Source organism: Mesorhizobium sp. M0571 (assembly GCF_040320985.1).
Classification (GTDB): Bacteria; Pseudomonadota; Alphaproteobacteria; order Rhizobiales; family Rhizobiaceae; genus Mesorhizobium.
In genome coordinates, this window is the sequence record NZ_JAMYQT010000004.1 from 110,807 (window position 1) to 127,610 (window position 16,804).

Sequence of the window (16,804 nt, forward strand, 5' to 3'; positions counted from 1 at the left end):
GCCTCTTTCCCGCTTTGCCAGGCCTAATTCTCGCCGCCACCAGTCGCGCTTGCCTCATTTGCATGTCGAGCTGCCGACGTTGGCGCCGAGCTCCATTAGCTGCAGCGGCGCCGTGTTTGTTGAACACTCTCCAACGCGTGAGCGGCGCAGAAGTGCCAATGGAATGAAATAAATGTCGGATTCGGTTGGCCAAAGTCGACGGCCGGGCGGTCGGGACAGCCGATCCGAGTGTTCGTATTCAAGTCGGAAATAAAACTGCTCCCGCGGCGGTCCGGGTTCGGCTGGAACGGAGCGGCGCTTTTCGCAGTTGTGTCGAATGCTGTCTGCAGTCGAGCAACTGGCTCAATCGGTGAAAGAGCGGCGAGCGATCTTGTTCGTTGGAGCCGGGGTGTCGATGAGCGTCGGCTTGCCGTCCTGGCAAAAGCTCATCGAGCACATGCAAAACGAGCTCGGTCTCGATGACGACACGACCGGCGCACCGGAGGCCAGCTATCAGGCCCTTGCCGAATATTACCGGCTGAAGCAGGGGAGCCTCGGCTCGTTGCGCAGGTGGATGGATCGCGAATGGAGCGTGTCGCGGGAAAAAGTGCGGGGTTCGGCGATCCACAAGCTTATCGTGTCGCTCGATTTTCCGATCATCTACACCACCAATTATGATCGCAACCTCGAGGTTGCCTTCGAGATACATGGCCGGCCCTTTGTGAAAGTGGCCAATGCAAAGGACTTGCCCAAGACGACCGGCGAGGTCACCCAGATCATCAAATTCCACGGCGATTTCGACGACGACAAATCGCTGGTCCTGGCGGAGACCGACTATTTCGACCGGCTTTCATTCGATTCGCCGCTCGACGTGAAGTTTCGCGCCGACGCGCTTGGGCGTACTATCCTGTTCATCGGCTACAGCATGTCCGATATGAACATCCGTCTGCTGCTGCATAGGCTTTGGCAGACCTGGCGGCGGTCGGGTTACGAGAAGAATCGCCCGAAATCCTTCATCTTCATGTCGCAGCCGAGCATCGTCCAGGAGGCTGTCCTCGGCCGCTGGGGAATCGATATGCTGACCGAAGAGGCCGACGATCCTGAGGACGCGCTGCTCGCATTCCTGAACGAACTCAAGGACAGCATCGGCCGGCCCGACGGCGCCTGAAAAGCCTGCGCAGTGACGAAGCTGTGGGGAACCGGCTGGCCCGAAGTGAGTTGGGGAGGCTAAGTCTCACGGGGATCCAGCCTGTATGAGCGGACGCAAACACAAGCGAAGAATGCATACCAAACATGGCCTGTCGGCCGAGCAGGCCTACGAGATCAATTTCTTTGCCCGCAGGTGCGGCCTGACCAGGGACGAAGCGCTCAAGATGATGCGAGATGCCGGTCGGTTCAAGGATGGCGCGAAGGCATCTTACGAAACCGGGGCGAAGTAGCGGCATAGAGTCCCGCCTCGTGGGCGGCCTTTCTTGGGACGGTCATCCTGATGCAGATGCCGCCGGGGCCTGACAGTCTGCTGGTGATGGCGCGTGGCATCGGGCAGGGCCGTGAGGTTGCCCTGTTCACCGTCCTGGGAATGACCCTCGGCGCCGGCATGGTCCAGTTGCCGCTCCTTGCCCTCGGCATATCGTCGCTGCTCCAGGCATCGCCCCTTGCCTTTGCCATGCTTCGCTGGGTGGGTGCAGCCTATCTGGTTTGGCTTGGATCACGTCTGGTATTGTCGCCGTCGGCCGGCGTGGCCCTCGAGGAGCCTAGGGCCGTTGAGCCGCTCGCGGCAGCGCGCGAAGGGATGATCGCCAATCTGGTAAATCCCTGGCCAATAACCTTCATGGTGGCTTTCCTTCCACAGTTCGTCGATCCCGCGCGCGGATCGGTCACACTGCAATTGCTGCTGCTCGGCGGCACCCAAAAGATGACCGGTGTGCTGGTGCTGGGCACATATGCGCTCGCATCCGGTACGCTCGGGGCCTGGACCATGAGACGACCGAAGGTAAGGCTCTGGCAGCAGCGCGTGGCAGGCTGCTTCGTCGTCGGTCTCGGTATCCGCATGGCAATCGGTGGCGCGCACCGCTGAGGATCGAGCGATCCACCGGCCCTCGGTCATGGAACATCCGCCGACAATTTTCGTTGACATGCTCCACAAGGCGAAGAGGTCGAGCATGTCGAAGTTCCAAGCCGCTACCCCGGAGCGTTTGCAGCAGCTCAGGCTCGAGGCGACAGCGCACTTTGCGCCGCTCATATTGCGCGATGCGCTGGTGCGTCTCAGCCAGGCCTGTGGAAGCGAGAGCCTCGACCGGTTCGAGAAGACGATGGTCGACCAAATCGAGGCATCGCGTGACGAAAAGGCCGATTTTGATGCGATGAGGGAATTTGCCATCGAACAGCTCTATGGCTGGATTCGAGAGGTCAAGTCTTCACCGGACACGAAACAGCCGCTGGAGAACGTAGACACCCGAAGGACCCCTGGCCGGTCGGAAGAGCCGCAGACGCTGGAAGACCAGCTGCAGGCGGGTCTGGAGGATTCTTTCCCCGCAAGCGACCCGCCGGCTGTTGTTTCCACCGCGATCCCCGGCGGATCGAAGAAGCTGGTCGGAACCGACGAGGTCCTCAGGCAGCAGCGGGAGAAAAAGGCCGAGGACGCCGGCCATTCGCGATGAACGGCACTGCGGGGAGGCAGCCTGCCGGTTCACCCGCCGTCCGGCATGAAGGCTGCCGGGGCATGCGCGTCATGCGGCTCGCCTTCGACAAGAATGTTCGCTTCCAAAGCCGCGTCGATAAATGCTTCGCGGGCTTCCGCTGCCGTAATCTGGCCGATCTGGGCGCCATCCAATGCATCTGCCGCCATCAGCGACAACGGGGCATTGCGGGCAGGCCATTTCTCGCTTTTGAGGCAGTAAGAGGCCTCGAAAACGGAGCTGACCATTCGCGATCGTCCCGGCTTGCCGAAGTAGATGCAAACCGGAGCATCGAACTTTATCTCCAGCATGGCGGTCCTCCCGATTTAACCACCCTTGATATAAATTAGCCTCAGCGGGTCACATGGCCTGCAGGGCATTTTAGCCGACATCGCAGACCTCAGTGGGATTGGTGCCTGCCGGTATTTCGGCGACGACATCGTGCGCCAGAATGCCCGCCTTGCGGGCGAATGCTTCGAACGCCGCGCGCACCGTCTCGGCATCGACCTCGTCAGCCAGCCCGGCGCGACAGGCGTCGAACGCCGCCTTGTGCGCCGGGCCGCGGCTCGGCCATTCGTTTAAGACGTCATAGGCCTGCCAGATATTTTCGACATGGCGAGGGAAACCAAGGCCGACGAGAATTGGAACGGGGCGGCCAAACGATTTTTTTGCCATCTGTGTCTCCGCGAAAGAGCCTGTCGCGTCAACGCTCGAGGCGGACACGAGGCCGATGCCCTTTAACGCGGGATTGCTGCACGGGTTGCAGCGGGTTTGTTCGATCGTGCGCCGGCCGGTCCTGGCGTCACTTGTTGGTCCGCATCTTTTGCCGGGGATTGATACCGCCTTGAGGCGTGGTGTCGTTCTCGACATCGCCTTCGAACGTGTTGTTGCCCTGATCGAGCCGGTCGCCCTCCTTGATCGTTCCCTTGGAACTGCCGATGCCGGGATCGTTGGCAAGGTCGCTGTCGGCCGGCGTTTTGCCTTTGGCGTGCTTGTTTCCTGTCATGGATTCCTCCTGTTTTTTGAGGTGGCGGGCTGTCCTTGAGGGTGGCGGGCCAAGGCCCGCTGCGAGATCGCGCTTCGACGTGCCAATGGCGGCGCCCCGGATTATCGGACGACCTCGATTCGAACTCCGCGATGCCGGTGGTTGTTCCGTCAAGAATATCGCTGCCGGCTGGATTGCCCAGCCAAGCCGGTTTCTGGAGCCGGGTGATTTTCGCCAACCGGAACGATCTTTCGCCCAATGCATTTAACTGGTCTGCGCTCACGAACTCATTCTGGACGGGAGCTGGACCATTGCCTTCCACAGCCTACGCCTTGGCGAACCGCGAAACCGAAGAAGTTTCCATCGTCCATCTCATACCCGCTTTAAGGGCTTTCGCGCGTACCTTCTGCCGCACTCCCGATGATGCCGACGACCTGGTCCAGGAGACGCTGACCAAGGGACTGGCCAACATCGACAAGTTCGAGGCTGGAACGCGCATGAAGTCATGGCTTTTCACCATCATGCGGAACACTTACTACACGCGTGTCAGAGCCGCCGTGCGGGAAGCGCCCGGCCTGCTCGACTGCGCTTCCCTGCGGCCGATCTCGGAAGCGACGCAGGAATGGTCTGTCCAAGGCAAGGAAGTTCACCAAGCCATCCAGAGCCTTCCCGAGCACCAGCGCGAGGTCCTGATGCTGATAGGCGTGCTGGGCGTCAGCTATGAGGAAACGGCCGAAATATGCGGTTGCGCGGTGGGAACCGTGAAAAGCCGGCTCAACCGCGCACGCGCCGGCGTGCTGGAATACCTTGGCGAAAGCTCCTCGCAAACCCTGATGGAACGGCGCAGCTATCTGTCCGAAGGACAACTGGACTTCGAAGCCGAGAGGCGCCGCTAATACATGTCACGCTAGTTACTGGTTTCGCGCAAGCGCCTTTCGACAAGCGCATGCTGCAATTCGATCGCAAGTTTGGTCAGCCGGTCAGGAACCTTTTCCTGCTCGATGGCCGCAAGCAAGGAAGCAATTTCCCGGTCTATCGTCAGATCGGCACGCGTGTTGACGGAATCTTCCCTTGAGCGAGACATCGCGTTCTCTTGGCAAATGTTGGTCCCTTCACCTCACTCTGGTGGCAGCAGTGCGACTTTGCAAGAATTTGCACGCCATCCGTGCGAACGGCTTCGATCCTTGCACAGCTTCGTCGGCGGTTGGGCTCTCGCCGCCTGCCAATTGCTCACCGGCTGCAAGCCCACATGCGGCCGCAACGATCAGTCTTCAGGCCGCCGATCCGCCGAATGATCCTGGTACTGCTCGGATTTGACCCTATTACCGTCGAGCCCGCGCTCCTTGGTGTGCTGCTTCTTGTCTCTGTTGGACAGAACAGTGTTCTCCCCGATCTTATCCTTGGGAAGATCGGTTATTGCGCCAGCGCCAGCGCCTTTGCCGTGACTGCCGCGACCGATGTGCTTCTTGCTGCCGGACGCCATCTTGTCCTCCTTCATACTGTCGAATAGCGGCTTTTCCCGTTCGGCATCCGAACCAGCGTTGGGCCGCAATGTTCCGCTGGAAATCGTAAGCAGGAAGGCATCGCCATCCCAGTGCCGGAACGGCCTTTCGCCGCCGACGAGGACTTGCATGCCATTCGCATTAGCGAAGTCATGAACATCGGCGCGATCCAGCGCCGGCGATCCGCGATATGAATAATTCAAAAGCACGGCCATGCCCGGCCTCTTCAGCACGCGCGCGATTTCCACGAAATGCCGTTCCGCGAGGCCAGCCAGCACCAGATAGGGAAAGCTGTCGACGGCCAGCACGCGGTCGAAGCTGGCATTGCCGAAATCGGCAAGATCGAAACCCTGGGTAGGGCGGAATTCTACATTGCCGAGCCCGGTGCATCGCCGCCGGGCGATCGAGATCATCGCCGGGGATATGTCGATGCCGACGATCCGGCGCGATAGAGGGGAGAGCGCGCGTTCGAAACGACCGATACCACAGCCGATATCGAGTATGTCGCGTTCGGTGCCGGTAAAGCCTCGCCTCTCCAGCCATGCGCCGATCTCAGCCGTCGCGGCCGCGAGTTTTTCCTCATCGCCCAGCGACGACAGCTGGACGCTCGCCGCCGGGGAAATCGCCGCCGCCGCGTCAAACCCGGCTGCCAGCCGCTTGACGACAGCATCGTCCGTCTCTCCCTCACCGCGTTCGTGCCGAACGGCAGCACCCGTTTTGCGCAGCGTGGCGAAGATCTCGGGCCTACGCTGAAGCAGGTCGGCAATCCGTTGCAGTTTTGCCGTCTTTCGCGGATCGGCCGAGTGCATATTTAGCGCAAGCTCAGCCAAATCTGCAGCATCGATTCCTGTCTCGAAACGGAGTGCCAGCCTGGCGATGACGGCTTCGACACAAGCACCGTCCGCCATGCAGTCCTCCAGCACCAGCCTTGCTGAAATCGACTGCTCGGATCTCAACTGGGTCGCGCTCATCGCGCCGCGCTCCGCGTCCAGATCTTGCGCATGGTCCACCGGTCGACGGCGCCCCAGCTGTATTTGTAGGCTTCTTGTCCGCGCAGAAAATCGAACTCTTCCGCGCCTTCGCAGACCGCCTGCCTTACCGCTTGGCCAATGAGCAACGCGCCGGGACTTTCCTCGGCGTAGGCCGGATCGAAGCCACCGAGATAGGCATAGGAGCGGCCGTGATGATGGAATCCGTAATAGGCGCCCACGATCGCGCCACCAATGGCGACAAGCCAGCATCGGGCAAGCGCCTGAGCAGCCAACTGCGGCAGCGCCTTACGGTGGAATGCTTCCACGCGGCCGTCGGACAGGACACCGTCGCCGTGTGCGGCCCAGCGCGCGCGGTGAAGGCGGATCAAATGATCGAGGAATGTCTGTGGGTCGGACAGTGCGCGTTCGATGGACACCCGGCCACGTCTCGAAGCGGCTCTGTGGGCGCGGCGCAGTTGGCGTCTTCGCCGCGCCGGAACGCAGCTTTGAAGCGTCTCGTCACCACCAATGGAAAGCACCGGGCAAGCGGCGTGGCCGACAGCCTGGCTCGTTTCGAGCCCGGCATGCCTGATGGCGAGGCCGGCGCCGCCGGCCGGCAGGTCCTGCAAGATCCATTGCGACCAATCGACGGAAAGAACCGCGCCGGCGATGGCGGCGGCGACCGGTTCGGCGATCTCGGGAAGACAAAGGACGTCCAGATAGTCGCTCAACGAAATCCCGAGCGGAAGCAATCGCGCGCCGGCTTCCTGGTGTTCCAGATAGAGCGGCGCCAGGCCGACCAGATCATCGCCACGCCAGACAGCGACCGTCGCAAGCTCACCGGGAGCGAATGTCCGCCACCACGGCACCAGCCATGCGGGCGACTGGAACGGCGTCGCCGAAGGACTGCGCGACCAGAGCTCCCACCAGTGCGGTTCGAGGGCTTCGAGGCCCGCCGGATCGTCGATGATCTCGCTGCGGAACATGTCCGTTCACTTCGTCGCCGCGAGCTGTCCGCTGTTCGTGCCAAGCCGTGCCAGCGCGTGGTAGGCGTCCATGTAGGAAGAAACCATGCGGTCGAGTGAAAAGCGCCGGCGCGCCTCGGCCCGGCACGTCTCGGGATTCAGGCCGGATGCTGCAACGATGGCTTCCGCCATATCGTCGACACCCCCGACGAGATACCCGGTCTTGCCATGCTCGACCACATCGGGCAGTGCGCCATTCGGGAAGGCCACCACGGGGGTCCCGCAGGCGAGTGCCTCCATGGCGACGAGCGAACTGGTTTCCGCGGCAAGGCTCGGGATGAGCAGGCAGCGGGCCGCGTTGAGCAAGCGCCGCTTGGCGACGAAGCCAAGCGGACCGAGGAAGCGGCGCCGGTCGTCCAGCCGCGGCTCGACCTCGTCGCGAAAATACGCGGTGTGGGTTTCGTAGGGGTAGACTTTGCCGCCGATGACCAACGGCACACCGGCTTTTTGGGCCGCGTCCAGCGCGAGATGGATGCCCTTTTCCGGGCAGACGCGGCTGAGCACGAGCGCAAAGTCGCGTTTGGCCTGCCGTTCACTCAACGCATCGATGTCCACCCCGTTGGGGATCGGTTCGATCAGCCTGGCGCCCGGTGGCGCGGTTCGTTGCTGAGCCGCCGATACCGCATGCAGCCACAGATCGTTCCGCGCCGGATTGAGAGCGTCGGCCGGATACCAGTCGAGCGGCAAATGCAAGGTCACCAATGTCGGCCCGTCGCCTGGCAGATAGGCATCAAAATCGATGCCGTGCAAATGAACCACGTCGATCGGCCAGCGAGCCCGTGCGCTGGCGATTGCAGCGCGATGCCCACGCTGCGCCCGACGCTTCGCCGCTTCATCGAGCACGCCCGGTTCCGCCGGCGTCTCGATGAGAGTGCCCGCAGCGCTCGAGCCCTGGCAGCCGATCACGATCGAACGGTGTCCGGCCTGTACGAGCGCCTGGTCGAGCATCGACAGCACCTGCTCGGCGCCGCCGACCGCATCCGGCCCGACCGGGGCGAGGGGATAGGCGACGTTGAGGACGGTGAGCGTCATGGCTGGCGAGCCGAAGCTCCTCACGCTGCGGAGGCGCGCTGCCTGCCGGCGGAAGGGGCAGCGATGCTGCTGGCATAACGGCGCGTCATTGCCGCGCAGAACTCGGCGAATTCCTCCGGCACCAGCGGCGGACTGGCGTGGTGCGGCATCATTCCGCAGTGTTCCGGCGTGAAGCAGAAGGTGACCGTCACGTCGAAGTCGGCCAATGCCTCCATCTGCCGGTCGAACCAGTCAAGTGCGTTGGGCCTGAAACTGTCGGCCCAGGAAAGCCCGGTACGCAGATTGGTGACGCCGAGCCGTTTCATCCAGGCGACGGCGTCATCCAGCCGGTGATCTTCGAAATGGAACCACTGCACCAGTCCCATTGCCGGCGCGTGATGCAGGAATTCCTCGAGCGCCGGCTTTGGCGTACCGTCCTGGCGCAGCAGGCCCATGTAGAAATGGCGGTAGTAGGAAGAGCCTTCCGCCTCGCGATGGCGCGTCGTCGCTTCCCATTCTCGCGGCAGGTCGTAGAGGCTGTACCATTGGATGCGTGGCGCGTTGCCGATCAGCAGCTCCGCAGTCCGGCGCAGGCCCCAGACCTGTACCTCCTCGGCGCCGAAGGTCGACACGCCGACCTCGCTGACCCATACCGGAAGATCGGTGACAGCCGAAATCTCGCCGATCTTCTGTGGCCATGCGTGGATCTGCCAGAGGTTCCAGTCGAGCGGAAAGCCGTGCACGGCGACCGCGTCGACATGATCGAGCACGCCGAATTCCTTCATCCGTGTCATGAAGCCAGCATCGATCGGCGAGATGCCGCCAAGCACCTTGGTCAAGGCCGGATTCTCCGAGGCGATCGCGTCGGCGGCCAGAATTGCCATATTGGCGAAGCGGCTCCAGTCGGGGTCGAGCTCGGGATCCCAGTGGGATTTGTTATTGGGCTCGTTCCAGATCATCGCGGCTTCAATCATTTATCTGTCCTTTCGACGGGTAGACGGCGCCGCCACCGGCCGGTATGTCGGCGGTGCGGCAGAAATAGACCTCCTGCTCCGGATGCAGCACGATCTCGAAGCCGGCGCTGCGCAGCATGGCTTCGGTGCAGGCGCGATTGGGAATCCACCAGTTGGTCGGGTCGTCGGCGTAACGATGCTCGATGAAATGCAGCTTTGGGAACTCCGGCCGGTCGAACAGGTCGTGGGTCCAGAAATGATAATTCTGCTCGAGTGCCGGCACGTCGGTGCTGCCGCGCTGCATCGACTGGAAGATCATCAGGTCGTCGGCGACGTGCTTCCGGATCAGATCGAGAGCGAGCAAGGGATGGCGCAAATGGTAGAGCACCCCCATGAACAGCACGATGTCGAACCGCTCGCGCAAGGCGCCGACGTCGTAGACCGAGAGCTGCTGGAATTCGATGTCGCAGTCCGCTACCTCGGCGGCAAAGCGGGCCTGCGCCAGATAAGCCTCATCGAAGTCGATGCCAAGCACGCGGCCGGCGCCGCGCCGTTTCATCTCGATCGAGTAGAAGCCCGCATTGCAGCCTATGTCGAGTACCGCTTTGCCGGAAAGATTGGCGGGGATGGCGTCGGCGAATTTGCGCCATTTGATCAGCGGATAGTTACCAAGGAAATGGTCGGGAGCGGTTTCGATGCCGGCCAGCTCCATATTGTGGAACCATGGGCCGAGCGCATCGATACGGCGGCGGATTTCGGCATCGGAATGCAGCATGGCTAGCCTCCTTCGCCTGCGAGGATAGGGACGTGCTGGTGGCCGGGCAGCGTCACGGCGGCTTGGTCGTCCTTGCTCCCGGCTCTGCTTTCAAGCAGCCGAAGTGCCGTGCGATAGCCGTTGAAGGTGCCGACATCGACATAGGCGGTGCCGGCCTTGACGCCATAGGCTTCACCCCCCGCGGCCAAATAGGCGTTGACCAGCGTGCCGATATATTCATCGCACCGGTCCCGTTCCCGCCATAGCGCGGCAAGCCGGTGAAGGGTGCGGCCGGGCATCTTGAACGCACCCCAGATCCAGTTCGACGCGGCATTCTGCTGCTTGACCTGGATTTGCTTCACCCGGCTGTCCTGGTCGACAACGACGGCATCGAAGAATTCCGGCTGGTCCACCGGAAACAGCAGAAAGGACAGGCCATCGTCCGGAAGGGCCAAGAAGCCGTCTTCGGGAAACCAGATCGTATCGGGCAGCCCGACCAGAACGGTCTCGTCCGGTGCGACCAGCGGTGCGGCGCGAAAGATGGCGTCGCAAAGGCCGACTGGAGAGGGCTGCACCACAAACAGCGCAGCCGCATCGGCATAGCCGGCAGAATAATATTCGAGGATATCCGACTTACCCGAACCGATGACGAAGCAGATCTTGTCGGCCCCCGCGCGCACCATGCGGCGCACCAGATATTCGCTGACCGCGCAAGGCCGCTCGGTGTTGCCGTCGATGCGGCTGCCGACCGGCAGAAGTTCCTTCGAAAAGCCGAGCGGCTGGATGCGGCTTCCCCGTCCGGCTGCGGGCACGATGCCCAACATCAAACTGCCTCCTTCAACGGCTCGCCAAGCGTGGAGCCTTGCAGTGAATCGGACAGGATGCGATCGAATTCCTTCGCCCGCCGTGCCGAGGTGTGTTCGTCCAGCACCCGCTCCCGCGCACGGCGCCGGATCGCATCAAGCTCGGCGTCGGACAGGTCGAGCGCGGCGACCACGTCGTCAGTGCTGTTCGCCACGACGATCTCCTCGCCGGGCCGGAAAAAGGCGTCCAATCCCGGCCATGTGTCGCTCACCATCGCAGCGCCGCAAGCGGCAGCCTCGAACAGCCGGCCGGATGGGCACCAGCCCCTTTCGGCCATCGCCTCGCGGGTCACGTTCAGGGTCAGCCGCGATGATGAAAAGAAGGCCGGGTGGTCGGCGGGCGGCAGGTGACGGACGAAGAAAATATTGTCGCTCCACGGGAATTCTTGCGGATATTGTGCACCGCCAATGACGAAACGGCGCTCCGGCAGGCGCGCGGCCGGGCTGACCAGCAGCCTTTCGACCCCGGCCTGGCGGTCTGCTGCATAGGTTCCGAGATAGGACAGGTCGCCGCCGAACTCTGGCCTGGGCGGGGCCGGGCGGTGTCGCTCTGGATCGACATGGCCGTAGAGCGGCATGACGCGGCGTGCACCCAGCATCGACTTCAATGCGTCGATGGCGGTGCCTCCCGTGTAGCTCAGCACGAGATCGAAATCGCGAAGCCCTTCCGGCCCGAAATAGGCCGGAGGCGCACCTTGTTCGATCCGGGCCAGCGTCACCGGCGTGTCCAGATCGTAGAACACCTTCAGTCCGCGACAGGCTTGGTGGGCAAGGCGCGAGGCGCTCACGGCATCAGGGCAATAGGAGGTGACAATGACGACATCGGCCTCATTCATCGCCTGCTCGGCAACGCGCTGGATGTCCTCCCAGTCCGGATAAAGGACAATGCTGCCGCCATCCAGCTGGTCGAGGTCGCGCGTCCCGGCGTAATAGGGAGTGTTGCGTTCGAAGAAGGTGATGGACCAGCCCAGCCCGGCCATCGCCCGGATCAATCCGCGCCACAGCGTGGCGTGCCCGTTGCCCCACGACGATGTCACGGTAAGACCGAAAATGACCATGCGCATCCGGCAATTCCTCGTCAGGCAGCTTCATTGAGTCTGATCAGCTTCGACCCCCAGTCTCCCCAAACAACCGTGGTGATCGACGCTGGGTCGATATCGAAGCGAAAGCAGTCTCCCAGCGACAGGCCGAGCACGTTGCACACGGCGGCCTTGATGACGTCGGCATGGCTGACCAGTGCAACGCACTGGTTCTGGTATGGGCCGCGAACCTCCTCGATCAACGAGACGACGCGTTGCTGCACGTCCAGCATGGTCTCGCCGCTCGGCGTTCTCGCCTGCTGACGCTGGTCGTTCCACGCCCGCCAGTCGGCGTCCTGGTTCAGTTCCTCGAAGGTCTTTCCCGACCAGGTGCCGAAGTCGACCTCATCGAGTTCCTCATGGATCGCGATTTCACCGGCATTGCAGGCGATTGCGATCGGATTTGCTGTCTCGCGCGTGCGTTCGCGCGGGCTGCAGAAGATTGCCGCTATCGCCTCGCGTGCCATGCGGTCAGCCAGATGCGAGGCCTGTGCCCTGCCGGCTTCGCCGAGGCACACGCCAGCCATTCGTCCCGCAAGATAACAGCCGACATTATCGTGCGCGGCGTGGCGGACCAGAAAAAACGTCGTCGTCATTCCGCGGCATCGAGCATCGGCTCGTCCTTACCGGCGATGAAAGAGAGCGTGCGCAGGCGGGCTTCTGCGTCGGTGAACTGCTCGGGCGGCGATTTCATGAAATAGCTGCAGGGACCGGTCAGAGCGCCCGCGATGCCGCGGTCGAGCGCCAGCTTGGCGCAACGCACCGCATCGATCACGACCCCGGCCGAGTTGGGTGAATCCCACACTTCCAGCTTGAGTTCGGCGCTCAGCGGCACGCCGCCGAAGGTCGTGCCTTCGACCCGGATATAGGCCCACTTGCGGTCGGTCAGCCACGGAACGTGGTCGCTCGGCCCGACGTGAATGTTGCCGGGCTCCAGAGGAACGTCGATCTGGCTGGTGACGGATTGCGTCTTCGAGATCTTCTTCGATTCCAGCCGCTCGCGCTCCAGCATGTTGAGGAAGTCGGTGTTGCCGCCGAAATTGAGCTGGTAGGTGCGGTCGATACGCACCCCGCGCTCGCGAAACAGGTTGGCGAGTAGCCGGTGGACGATCGTCGCACCGACCTGGCTCTTGATGTCGTCGCCGATCAGCGGCAAGCCATGCTGTTCGAAGCGCCGGCGCCACTCCGGCCGCGAGGCGATAAAGACCGGTATGCAGTTGACGAAGGCGCAGCCCGCCTCGAGCGCACACTCGGCATAAAAGCGCGTTGCCTCCTCAGAACCGACAGGCAGATAGGACACCAGGACATCGGCGCCGCTTTCGGCGAGGATCTTGCTGATGTTGGCGACCGGCTCGTCGGCCTCCTCGATCTCGTCGCGCAAATATTTGCCGATGCCGTCCAGCGTCGGCCCGCGTTCGATGCGAACACCGGTAGCCGCCACATTGGCAAAGCGGAAAGTATTGTTGGGCGCGCTGTAGATCGCCTCCGCCACATCGCGTCCGACCTTGCCCCTGGCGACGTCGAAAGCGCAGACCACTTCGATGTCCTTGACATGATAGCCGCCAAGATCGGCATGCATCAGCCCGGGTATGGGCTCATTGCTCCTTGCGTCGCGGTAATAGGTGATGCCCTGAACAAGGGAGGAGGCGCAGTTGCCGACGCCGACTATACCGATCCGAACTTTCTTCGATCCCACGAAACCGCTGCCTATGCTGTTGAAGGTAAGTTCTTCGTGCCAAACCGCCTGCCTCCCGGATTGTTCCTTGCCGGCTGCAAAAATCGTGCAACCGACGGTGGATCAAAGTAGCGCTCGCCGAGTTGTGCAGCGGGGGGCAAGGCCAACCGGGATGGGACAATGATCGTCTATGGCGACCACAAGCAAATGGAGAGCGCGCAATATCTTCGCGGCTCGGCCTGCGAAGCGGCCGAGCACATTGCGGACATGCCAAGCGGGATCGAACGCCACGCAGCCCTGGTCGGCCTGTTCATCAAGCTCTCGGAACTGGTCCAGGGCCTTGCCGATGCTGAATTCGAAGCCAACGGCACGGACAGGAATTCCCCACAGCGGATCGCGGGCGCAAATCTCTTGGTCGGCTTGGCCCGGGACGTGGGTAGATCGTGCGAGGCCGGATTTGCAGTCGACGGCCCGGTCGGTGCGGACGTGCCGCGGATGATGGCCGAACTCGATTGCGATGGCGAAATCCTGACCGGCACGGCTGAAGGCTACGCCCATTATGCGCTCTATCCGGAGAGCTATTTCGTCGCCGCGCGGCAGTCGGGTCTCGATGCGAACACATGCGTGATTGGCATCCGCAGCATCGGCCTAGGGCTGGCAGCGATGGTGGCTGCAGCCATCGACACACCGGCACCCGTCAGCGTCCGTCCGACCGGTCACCCGTTTCGCAGGCGGCTTGCCGCCGATCCGGAGCTGATCAGCGGCTGGAGGACGAAGCCGTTGGCCCGCTTCGCTGTCGTCGATGAAGGCCCGGGCCTGTCCGGCAGCTCGTTCCACGCCGTCGTCGCATGGCTGCAAGGGCTAGGCATCGATGCCGGACGCATCCATCTGTTCCCAAGCCATTCAAGTGGCCCGGGTCCCGAGGCTTCGGCGGACAGTCGCGAGGCATGGATGCGCTGCCAGAAACACACCGCCGACTTCGAACGTACTTTCCTAGCTGGATCCGCTGTCCCGACGCTGCGGGACTGGGTAGCCCGGACGATCGGCAGCACAGCGGTCAGCCTGACGGAAACATCCGGCGGAGAGTGGCGTCGCCTGCACTACGGCTCGCAGGATCATTGGCCACCCGTTCACCGCGGCTTCGAGCGGCGGAAGTTCCTCGCTTCTGCAGGCCGGGAAAAATGGTCGGTCAAATTCGTCGGCCTCGGCGAAATCGGAATGCACAAGGCCGAGACTGCAAGGAGGCTGCATGACGAAGGCTTTGCTCCGGAAGTCGCCGGGCTGTGCCATGGCTTTCTCGTAGAACGCTGGGTCGGCGGTAAAACGCTGGACCGTGCAAGGCTTTCGAAGGAAAAAGTGGTCGCTCATCTCGCGCGCTATCTCGCCTGGCGCGCAGCCAATCTGCCCGCCTCCGAGCCGGGTGCCTCGCTGGAGGCGCTTGCCGACATGGCGGTGCAGAATACAAGCGAGGCGCTGGGGGAAAGCCGTGCGGCGGAGTTGCGGAACTGGTTCTCGAAGCAGGCTCCACCCAAGAACATGCAGCGGGTCGAGATCGACGGGCGGCTTCATCCGTGGGAGTTCATCCTTTCGCCCGGTGGAAGGCTGGTCAAGACGGACGCCCTCGACCATTGCCGATCGCACGAGCTGATCGGTTGCCAGGACATCGCCTGGGACATTGCCGGCGCCCGTGTCGAGTACAGCCTCCCCGACGCGGCGACTGCGGCGCTTTGCAAAGCTGTCGAGGCGAGAGCCTCTCGTTTCGTCGACGCCAATTTGGTCGAGTACTACGAGCCCTGCTATCTTGCCTTCCAGTTTGGCTTGTGGAGCATGGCTGAACGATCTGGCGACGGTCGGGAACACGACCGGCTGGCGGCCGCGGCGGGGCGCTACACTGCAGCGCTGCTTCGTTTCCTGGATAGCCTACGGGACCTGCGGCCGCTTGAGCAGGATCAGTCCAGTCGGCGCAGCATATCCGCTTCCTTTTCGAGGATGGCGACTACCTCTTCGCGCTGAAGATGCGTCATCATCAGGCTCACGCAGCATTCCAGATAGGTGATGGAAGCCCGCCGCAGGAAGGCAGCCGTCTCCCTTGCGGCCATTTGCTCGATGTCTTTGGCGGATCGCTTCGGATGCACAAATCGTCTCCATGCCGGTACCCTGGCCGAACCAGAAGCTGGACAGCTTGTTCCCGCGACGAGAAAAAGTGACCGACGACCCGACGCGAAACGACCCGCGCTCTCCGACATGATTCGTGCGAGCGGCTGGGCGATTCCCCGCCGTTCAGGCCGGCAGGTTTTGCAGCCGGCCTGATGCGGAATGCACGCTGGCGGCAATCGGGGGTCTTCTGTCGACCATCTGGGCCGCCTCAAGCTCGGCAAAATAGCTGATTGTGCGCATCAAACCTTGCCTAAGCTGCACTTTTGGCGACCAGCCAAGAAGCTTTTTTGCACGGGAAATATCCGGTTGCCGACGGCGAGGATCGTCCTGCGGCAGTGGCAGGAATTTCAAGGCCGATTTGGTGCTGGTCATGCCTCTCACCAGGCCCGCCAATTGCAGGATGGTGAACTCCCCCGGATTGCCCAAATTGACCGGCTGGCGCGGATTGGGATCGACGTCCATCAGTCGGATCAAGCCGTCGACCAGATCCGAGACGTAACAGAACGACCTCGTCTGCAATCCGTCCCCGAATATGGTCAGCGGCCGTCTCTCGAGTGCCTGCATGATCAGATTGGAAACGATCCGTCCGTCGGCCGGGTCCATTCGGGGACCATAGGTGTTGAAGATGCGCGCGACACGGATATCGGCTTTTCCCATTCTCAAATAGTCGAAGCACAAGGTTTCGGCGGTACGCTTGCCTTCGTCATAGCAGGCGCGGGGGCCGATGCAGTTCACGTGGCCGACATAGTCTTCCTTCTGCGGATGCTGTTCGGGATCGCCATAAACTTCGCTGGTGGACGCCTGCAGGAAGCGGGCGCCGTTCCGGGCAACGAGGTCGAGCAGATTGAGCGTTCCGATGACGCAGGTTCGCGTCGTGTGGACCGGGTCGGCCTGGTAGCGCGGCGGCGAGGCCGCGCATGCCATGTTGAAGATGCGGTCTACCGGCTCGCCAAGCTCCAACGGCCGGCAAATGTCCTGCTTGATCAGCCGGAAATGCGGACGATCGGCGATCGATGCTATGTTCTCCATACGGCCGGTAAGGAAATTGTCGACGCAAATCACGCGCCAGCCGATCTGGAGCAATGTCTCGCAAAGATGCGAACCGAGGAAGCCTGCGCCGCCGGCGACAAGCACGGTCCTGGTCCGTTGCGCCTTTCTTGATTGCCGCATCT

Annotated in this window: 20 protein-coding genes and 1 pseudogene; 7 read left to right on the top strand and 14 right to left on the bottom strand. The window is 62.4% G+C overall.

Going from position 1 to position 16,804, the window contains the following annotated elements:
* The first annotated feature begins 316 nt into the window (after window positions 1–316).
* From NKI85_RS06940 to NKI85_RS06955, 4 genes are all read left to right on the top strand, one after another.
* Window positions 317–1,147, top strand: a complete 831-nt coding sequence (locus NKI85_RS06940; protein ID WP_352527108.1) for an SIR2 family NAD-dependent protein deacylase — start codon at window positions 317–319, stop codon at window positions 1,145–1,147.
* 112 nt (window positions 1,148–1,259) lie between these two features.
* Window positions 1,260–1,418: a hypothetical protein gene (locus NKI85_RS06945; RefSeq protein ID WP_352527109.1), complete on the top strand. Its 159-nt coding sequence runs from the start codon at window positions 1,260–1,262 to the stop codon at window positions 1,416–1,418.
* A 50-nt stretch (window positions 1,419–1,468) separates the two neighbouring features.
* Window positions 1,469–2,056: a LysE family translocator gene (locus NKI85_RS06950; RefSeq protein ID WP_352527110.1), complete on the top strand. Its 588-nt coding sequence runs from the start codon at window positions 1,469–1,471 to the stop codon at window positions 2,054–2,056.
* Between the two features lie 166 nt (window positions 2,057–2,222).
* The gene (locus NKI85_RS06955; protein WP_352527111.1) at window positions 2,223–2,639 is read left to right on the top strand and encodes a hypothetical protein; all 417 of its coding nucleotides are present in this window, start codon (window positions 2,223–2,225) and stop codon (window positions 2,637–2,639) included.
* A 29-nt stretch (window positions 2,640–2,668) separates the two neighbouring features.
* On the opposite strand, the gene NKI85_RS06960 is transcribed toward NKI85_RS06955, so the two are convergent.
* The 3 genes from NKI85_RS06960 to NKI85_RS06970 all read right to left on the bottom strand — a co-directional run bounded on the left by NKI85_RS06960 (window position 2,669) and on the right by NKI85_RS06970 (window position 3,663).
* Window positions 2,669–2,968 (bottom strand): DUF982 domain-containing protein, encoded by a 300-nt coding sequence (locus tag NKI85_RS06960; RefSeq protein WP_352527112.1) that lies wholly within the window; start codon window positions 2,966–2,968, stop codon window positions 2,669–2,671.
* Window positions 2,969–3,038: 70 nt separating this feature from the next.
* The gene (locus NKI85_RS06965; RefSeq protein WP_352527113.1) at window positions 3,039–3,332 is read right to left on the bottom strand and encodes a DUF982 domain-containing protein; all 294 of its coding nucleotides are present in this window, start codon (window positions 3,330–3,332) and stop codon (window positions 3,039–3,041) included.
* 127 nt (window positions 3,333–3,459) lie between these two features.
* Entirely contained in the window at window positions 3,460–3,663 is a 204-nt protein-coding gene (locus NKI85_RS06970; protein ID WP_352488465.1) for a hypothetical protein, read from the bottom strand.
* A gap of 290 nt (window positions 3,664–3,953) precedes the next feature.
* On the opposite strand from NKI85_RS06970, the gene NKI85_RS06975 reads away from it, so the two are divergent.
* Both NKI85_RS06975 and NKI85_RS06980 read left to right on the top strand, forming a co-directional pair.
* The gene (locus NKI85_RS06975) at window positions 3,954–4,538 is read left to right on the top strand and encodes a sigma-70 family RNA polymerase sigma factor (RefSeq protein ID WP_502896056.1); all 585 of its coding nucleotides are present in this window, start codon (window positions 3,954–3,956) and stop codon (window positions 4,536–4,538) included.
* A gap of 50 nt (window positions 4,539–4,588) precedes the next feature.
* Window positions 4,589–4,717 carry a hypothetical protein gene (locus NKI85_RS06980; RefSeq protein WP_352527114.1) on the top strand — a complete coding sequence of 43 codons (129 nt, stop codon included), beginning with the start codon at window positions 4,589–4,591 and terminating at the stop codon, window positions 4,715–4,717.
* 189 nt (window positions 4,718–4,906) lie between these two features.
* Here the strand turns inward: NKI85_RS06980 and NKI85_RS06985 are convergent, their stop codons facing one another.
* The 10 genes and pseudogenes from NKI85_RS06985 to NKI85_RS07030 form a co-directional block, all read right to left on the bottom strand.
* Window positions 4,907–5,125, bottom strand: coding sequence for a hypothetical protein (locus tag NKI85_RS06985; RefSeq protein ID WP_352776523.1), 219 nt, complete (start codon window positions 5,123–5,125; stop codon window positions 4,907–4,909).
* A gap of 222 nt (window positions 5,126–5,347) precedes the next feature.
* Window positions 5,348–6,115 (bottom strand): annotated as a pseudogene (locus tag NKI85_RS06990) (class I SAM-dependent methyltransferase); the annotation flags it as partial.
* Window positions 6,112–7,101: a GNAT family N-acetyltransferase gene (locus tag NKI85_RS06995; RefSeq protein WP_352527115.1), complete on the bottom strand. Its 990-nt coding sequence runs from the start codon at window positions 7,099–7,101 to the stop codon at window positions 6,112–6,114. The gene NKI85_RS06995 and the pseudogene NKI85_RS06990, both read right to left, overlap by 4 nt.
* Before the next feature lie 6 nt (window positions 7,102–7,107).
* Window positions 7,108–8,172 carry a glycosyltransferase family 4 protein gene (locus NKI85_RS07000; RefSeq protein WP_352527116.1) on the bottom strand — a complete coding sequence of 355 codons (1,065 nt, stop codon included), beginning with the start codon at window positions 8,170–8,172 and terminating at the stop codon, window positions 7,108–7,110.
* A gap of 20 nt (window positions 8,173–8,192) precedes the next feature.
* Window positions 8,193–9,125: a glycoside hydrolase 5 family protein gene (locus NKI85_RS07005; RefSeq protein ID WP_352527117.1), complete on the bottom strand. Its 933-nt coding sequence runs from the start codon at window positions 9,123–9,125 to the stop codon at window positions 8,193–8,195.
* Window positions 9,118–9,879, bottom strand: a complete 762-nt coding sequence (locus NKI85_RS07010; protein WP_352527118.1) for a TIGR04290 family methyltransferase — start codon at window positions 9,877–9,879, stop codon at window positions 9,118–9,120. The genes NKI85_RS07005 and NKI85_RS07010 overlap by 8 nt, the downstream gene beginning before the upstream one ends.
* 2 nt (window positions 9,880–9,881) lie before the next feature.
* Window positions 9,882–10,682, bottom strand: coding sequence for a nucleotidyltransferase family protein (locus NKI85_RS07015; protein ID WP_352527119.1), 801 nt, complete (start codon window positions 10,680–10,682; stop codon window positions 9,882–9,884).
* Complete coding sequence (locus NKI85_RS07020; protein WP_352776454.1) at window positions 10,682–11,785, bottom strand: CgeB family protein; 1,104 nt, start codon at window positions 11,783–11,785, stop codon at window positions 10,682–10,684. Before NKI85_RS07020 ends, NKI85_RS07015 begins: the two co-directional genes overlap by 1 nt.
* A 14-nt stretch (window positions 11,786–11,799) precedes the next feature.
* A complete protein-coding gene (locus NKI85_RS07025; protein WP_352776455.1) occupies window positions 11,800–12,396 on the bottom strand; it encodes a histidine phosphatase family protein in 597 nt (198 codons plus the stop codon).
* Window positions 12,393–13,496, bottom strand: a complete 1,104-nt coding sequence (locus tag NKI85_RS07030; protein ID WP_352527122.1) for an inositol-3-phosphate synthase — start codon at window positions 13,494–13,496, stop codon at window positions 12,393–12,395. Before NKI85_RS07030 ends, NKI85_RS07025 begins: the two co-directional genes overlap by 4 nt.
* Window positions 13,497–13,655: 159 nt before the next feature.
* Here NKI85_RS07030 and NKI85_RS07035 point away from each other — a divergent pair, with 159 nt between their 5' ends.
* The gene (locus tag NKI85_RS07035; RefSeq protein ID WP_352527123.1) at window positions 13,656–15,488 is read left to right on the top strand and encodes a hypothetical protein; all 1,833 of its coding nucleotides are present in this window, start codon (window positions 13,656–13,658) and stop codon (window positions 15,486–15,488) included.
* Window positions 15,489–15,755: 267 nt separating this feature from the next.
* Here NKI85_RS07035 and NKI85_RS07040 read toward each other — a convergent pair whose 3' ends face one another.
* Window positions 15,756–16,802 (bottom strand): UDP-glucuronic acid decarboxylase family protein, encoded by a 1,047-nt coding sequence (locus NKI85_RS07040; RefSeq protein ID WP_352527124.1) that lies wholly within the window; start codon window positions 16,800–16,802, stop codon window positions 15,756–15,758.
* Window positions 16,803–16,804 lie beyond the last annotated feature (2 nt).

Excerpts from the sequence above, each read along its gene's own strand:
- NKI85_RS06945 (WP_352527109.1), top strand. The coding sequence starts at position 1,260 with ATGCATACCAAACATGGCCTGTCGGCCGAGCAGGCCTACGAGATCAAT.
- NKI85_RS06950 (WP_352527110.1), top strand. The coding sequence starts at position 1,469 with ATGCAGATGCCGCCGGGGCCTGACAGTCTGCTGGTGATGGCGCGTGGC.
- NKI85_RS07025 (WP_352776455.1), bottom strand. The coding sequence starts at position 12,396 with ATGACGACGACGTTTTTTCTGGTCCGCCACGCCGCGCACGATAATGTC.
- NKI85_RS06940 (WP_352527108.1), top strand. The coding sequence starts at position 317 with ATGCTGTCTGCAGTCGAGCAACTGGCTCAATCGGTGAAAGAGCGGCGA.
- NKI85_RS07020 (WP_352776454.1), bottom strand. The coding sequence starts at position 11,785 with ATGCGCATGGTCATTTTCGGTCTTACCGTGACATCGTCGTGGGGCAAC.
- NKI85_RS07000 (WP_352527116.1), bottom strand. The coding sequence starts at position 8,172 with ATGACGCTCACCGTCCTCAACGTCGCCTATCCCCTCGCCCCGGTCGGG.
- NKI85_RS06965 (WP_352527113.1), bottom strand. The coding sequence starts at position 3,332 with ATGGCAAAAAAATCGTTTGGCCGCCCCGTTCCAATTCTCGTCGGCCTT.
- NKI85_RS07040 (WP_352527124.1), bottom strand. The coding sequence starts at position 16,802 with ATGCGGCAATCAAGAAAGGCGCAACGGACCAGGACCGTGCTTGTCGCC.
- NKI85_RS06960 (WP_352527112.1), bottom strand. The coding sequence starts at position 2,968 with ATGCTGGAGATAAAGTTCGATGCTCCGGTTTGCATCTACTTCGGCAAG.
- NKI85_RS07005 (WP_352527117.1), bottom strand. The coding sequence starts at position 9,125 with ATGATTGAAGCCGCGATGATCTGGAACGAGCCCAATAACAAATCCCAC.
- NKI85_RS07010 (WP_352527118.1), bottom strand. The coding sequence starts at position 9,879 with ATGCTGCATTCCGATGCCGAAATCCGCCGCCGTATCGATGCGCTCGGC.
- NKI85_RS07015 (WP_352527119.1), bottom strand. The coding sequence starts at position 10,682 with ATGTTGGGCATCGTGCCCGCAGCCGGACGGGGAAGCCGCATCCAGCCG.
- NKI85_RS06970 (WP_352488465.1), bottom strand. The coding sequence starts at position 3,663 with ATGACAGGAAACAAGCACGCCAAAGGCAAAACGCCGGCCGACAGCGAC.
- NKI85_RS07035 (WP_352527123.1), top strand. The coding sequence starts at position 13,656 with ATGATCGTCTATGGCGACCACAAGCAAATGGAGAGCGCGCAATATCTT.
- NKI85_RS06980 (WP_352527114.1), top strand. The coding sequence starts at position 4,589 with ATGCTGCAATTCGATCGCAAGTTTGGTCAGCCGGTCAGGAACCTTTTC.
- NKI85_RS06985 (WP_352776523.1), bottom strand. The coding sequence starts at position 5,125 with ATGGCGTCCGGCAGCAAGAAGCACATCGGTCGCGGCAGTCACGGCAAA.
- NKI85_RS06995 (WP_352527115.1), bottom strand. The coding sequence starts at position 7,101 with ATGTTCCGCAGCGAGATCATCGACGATCCGGCGGGCCTCGAAGCCCTC.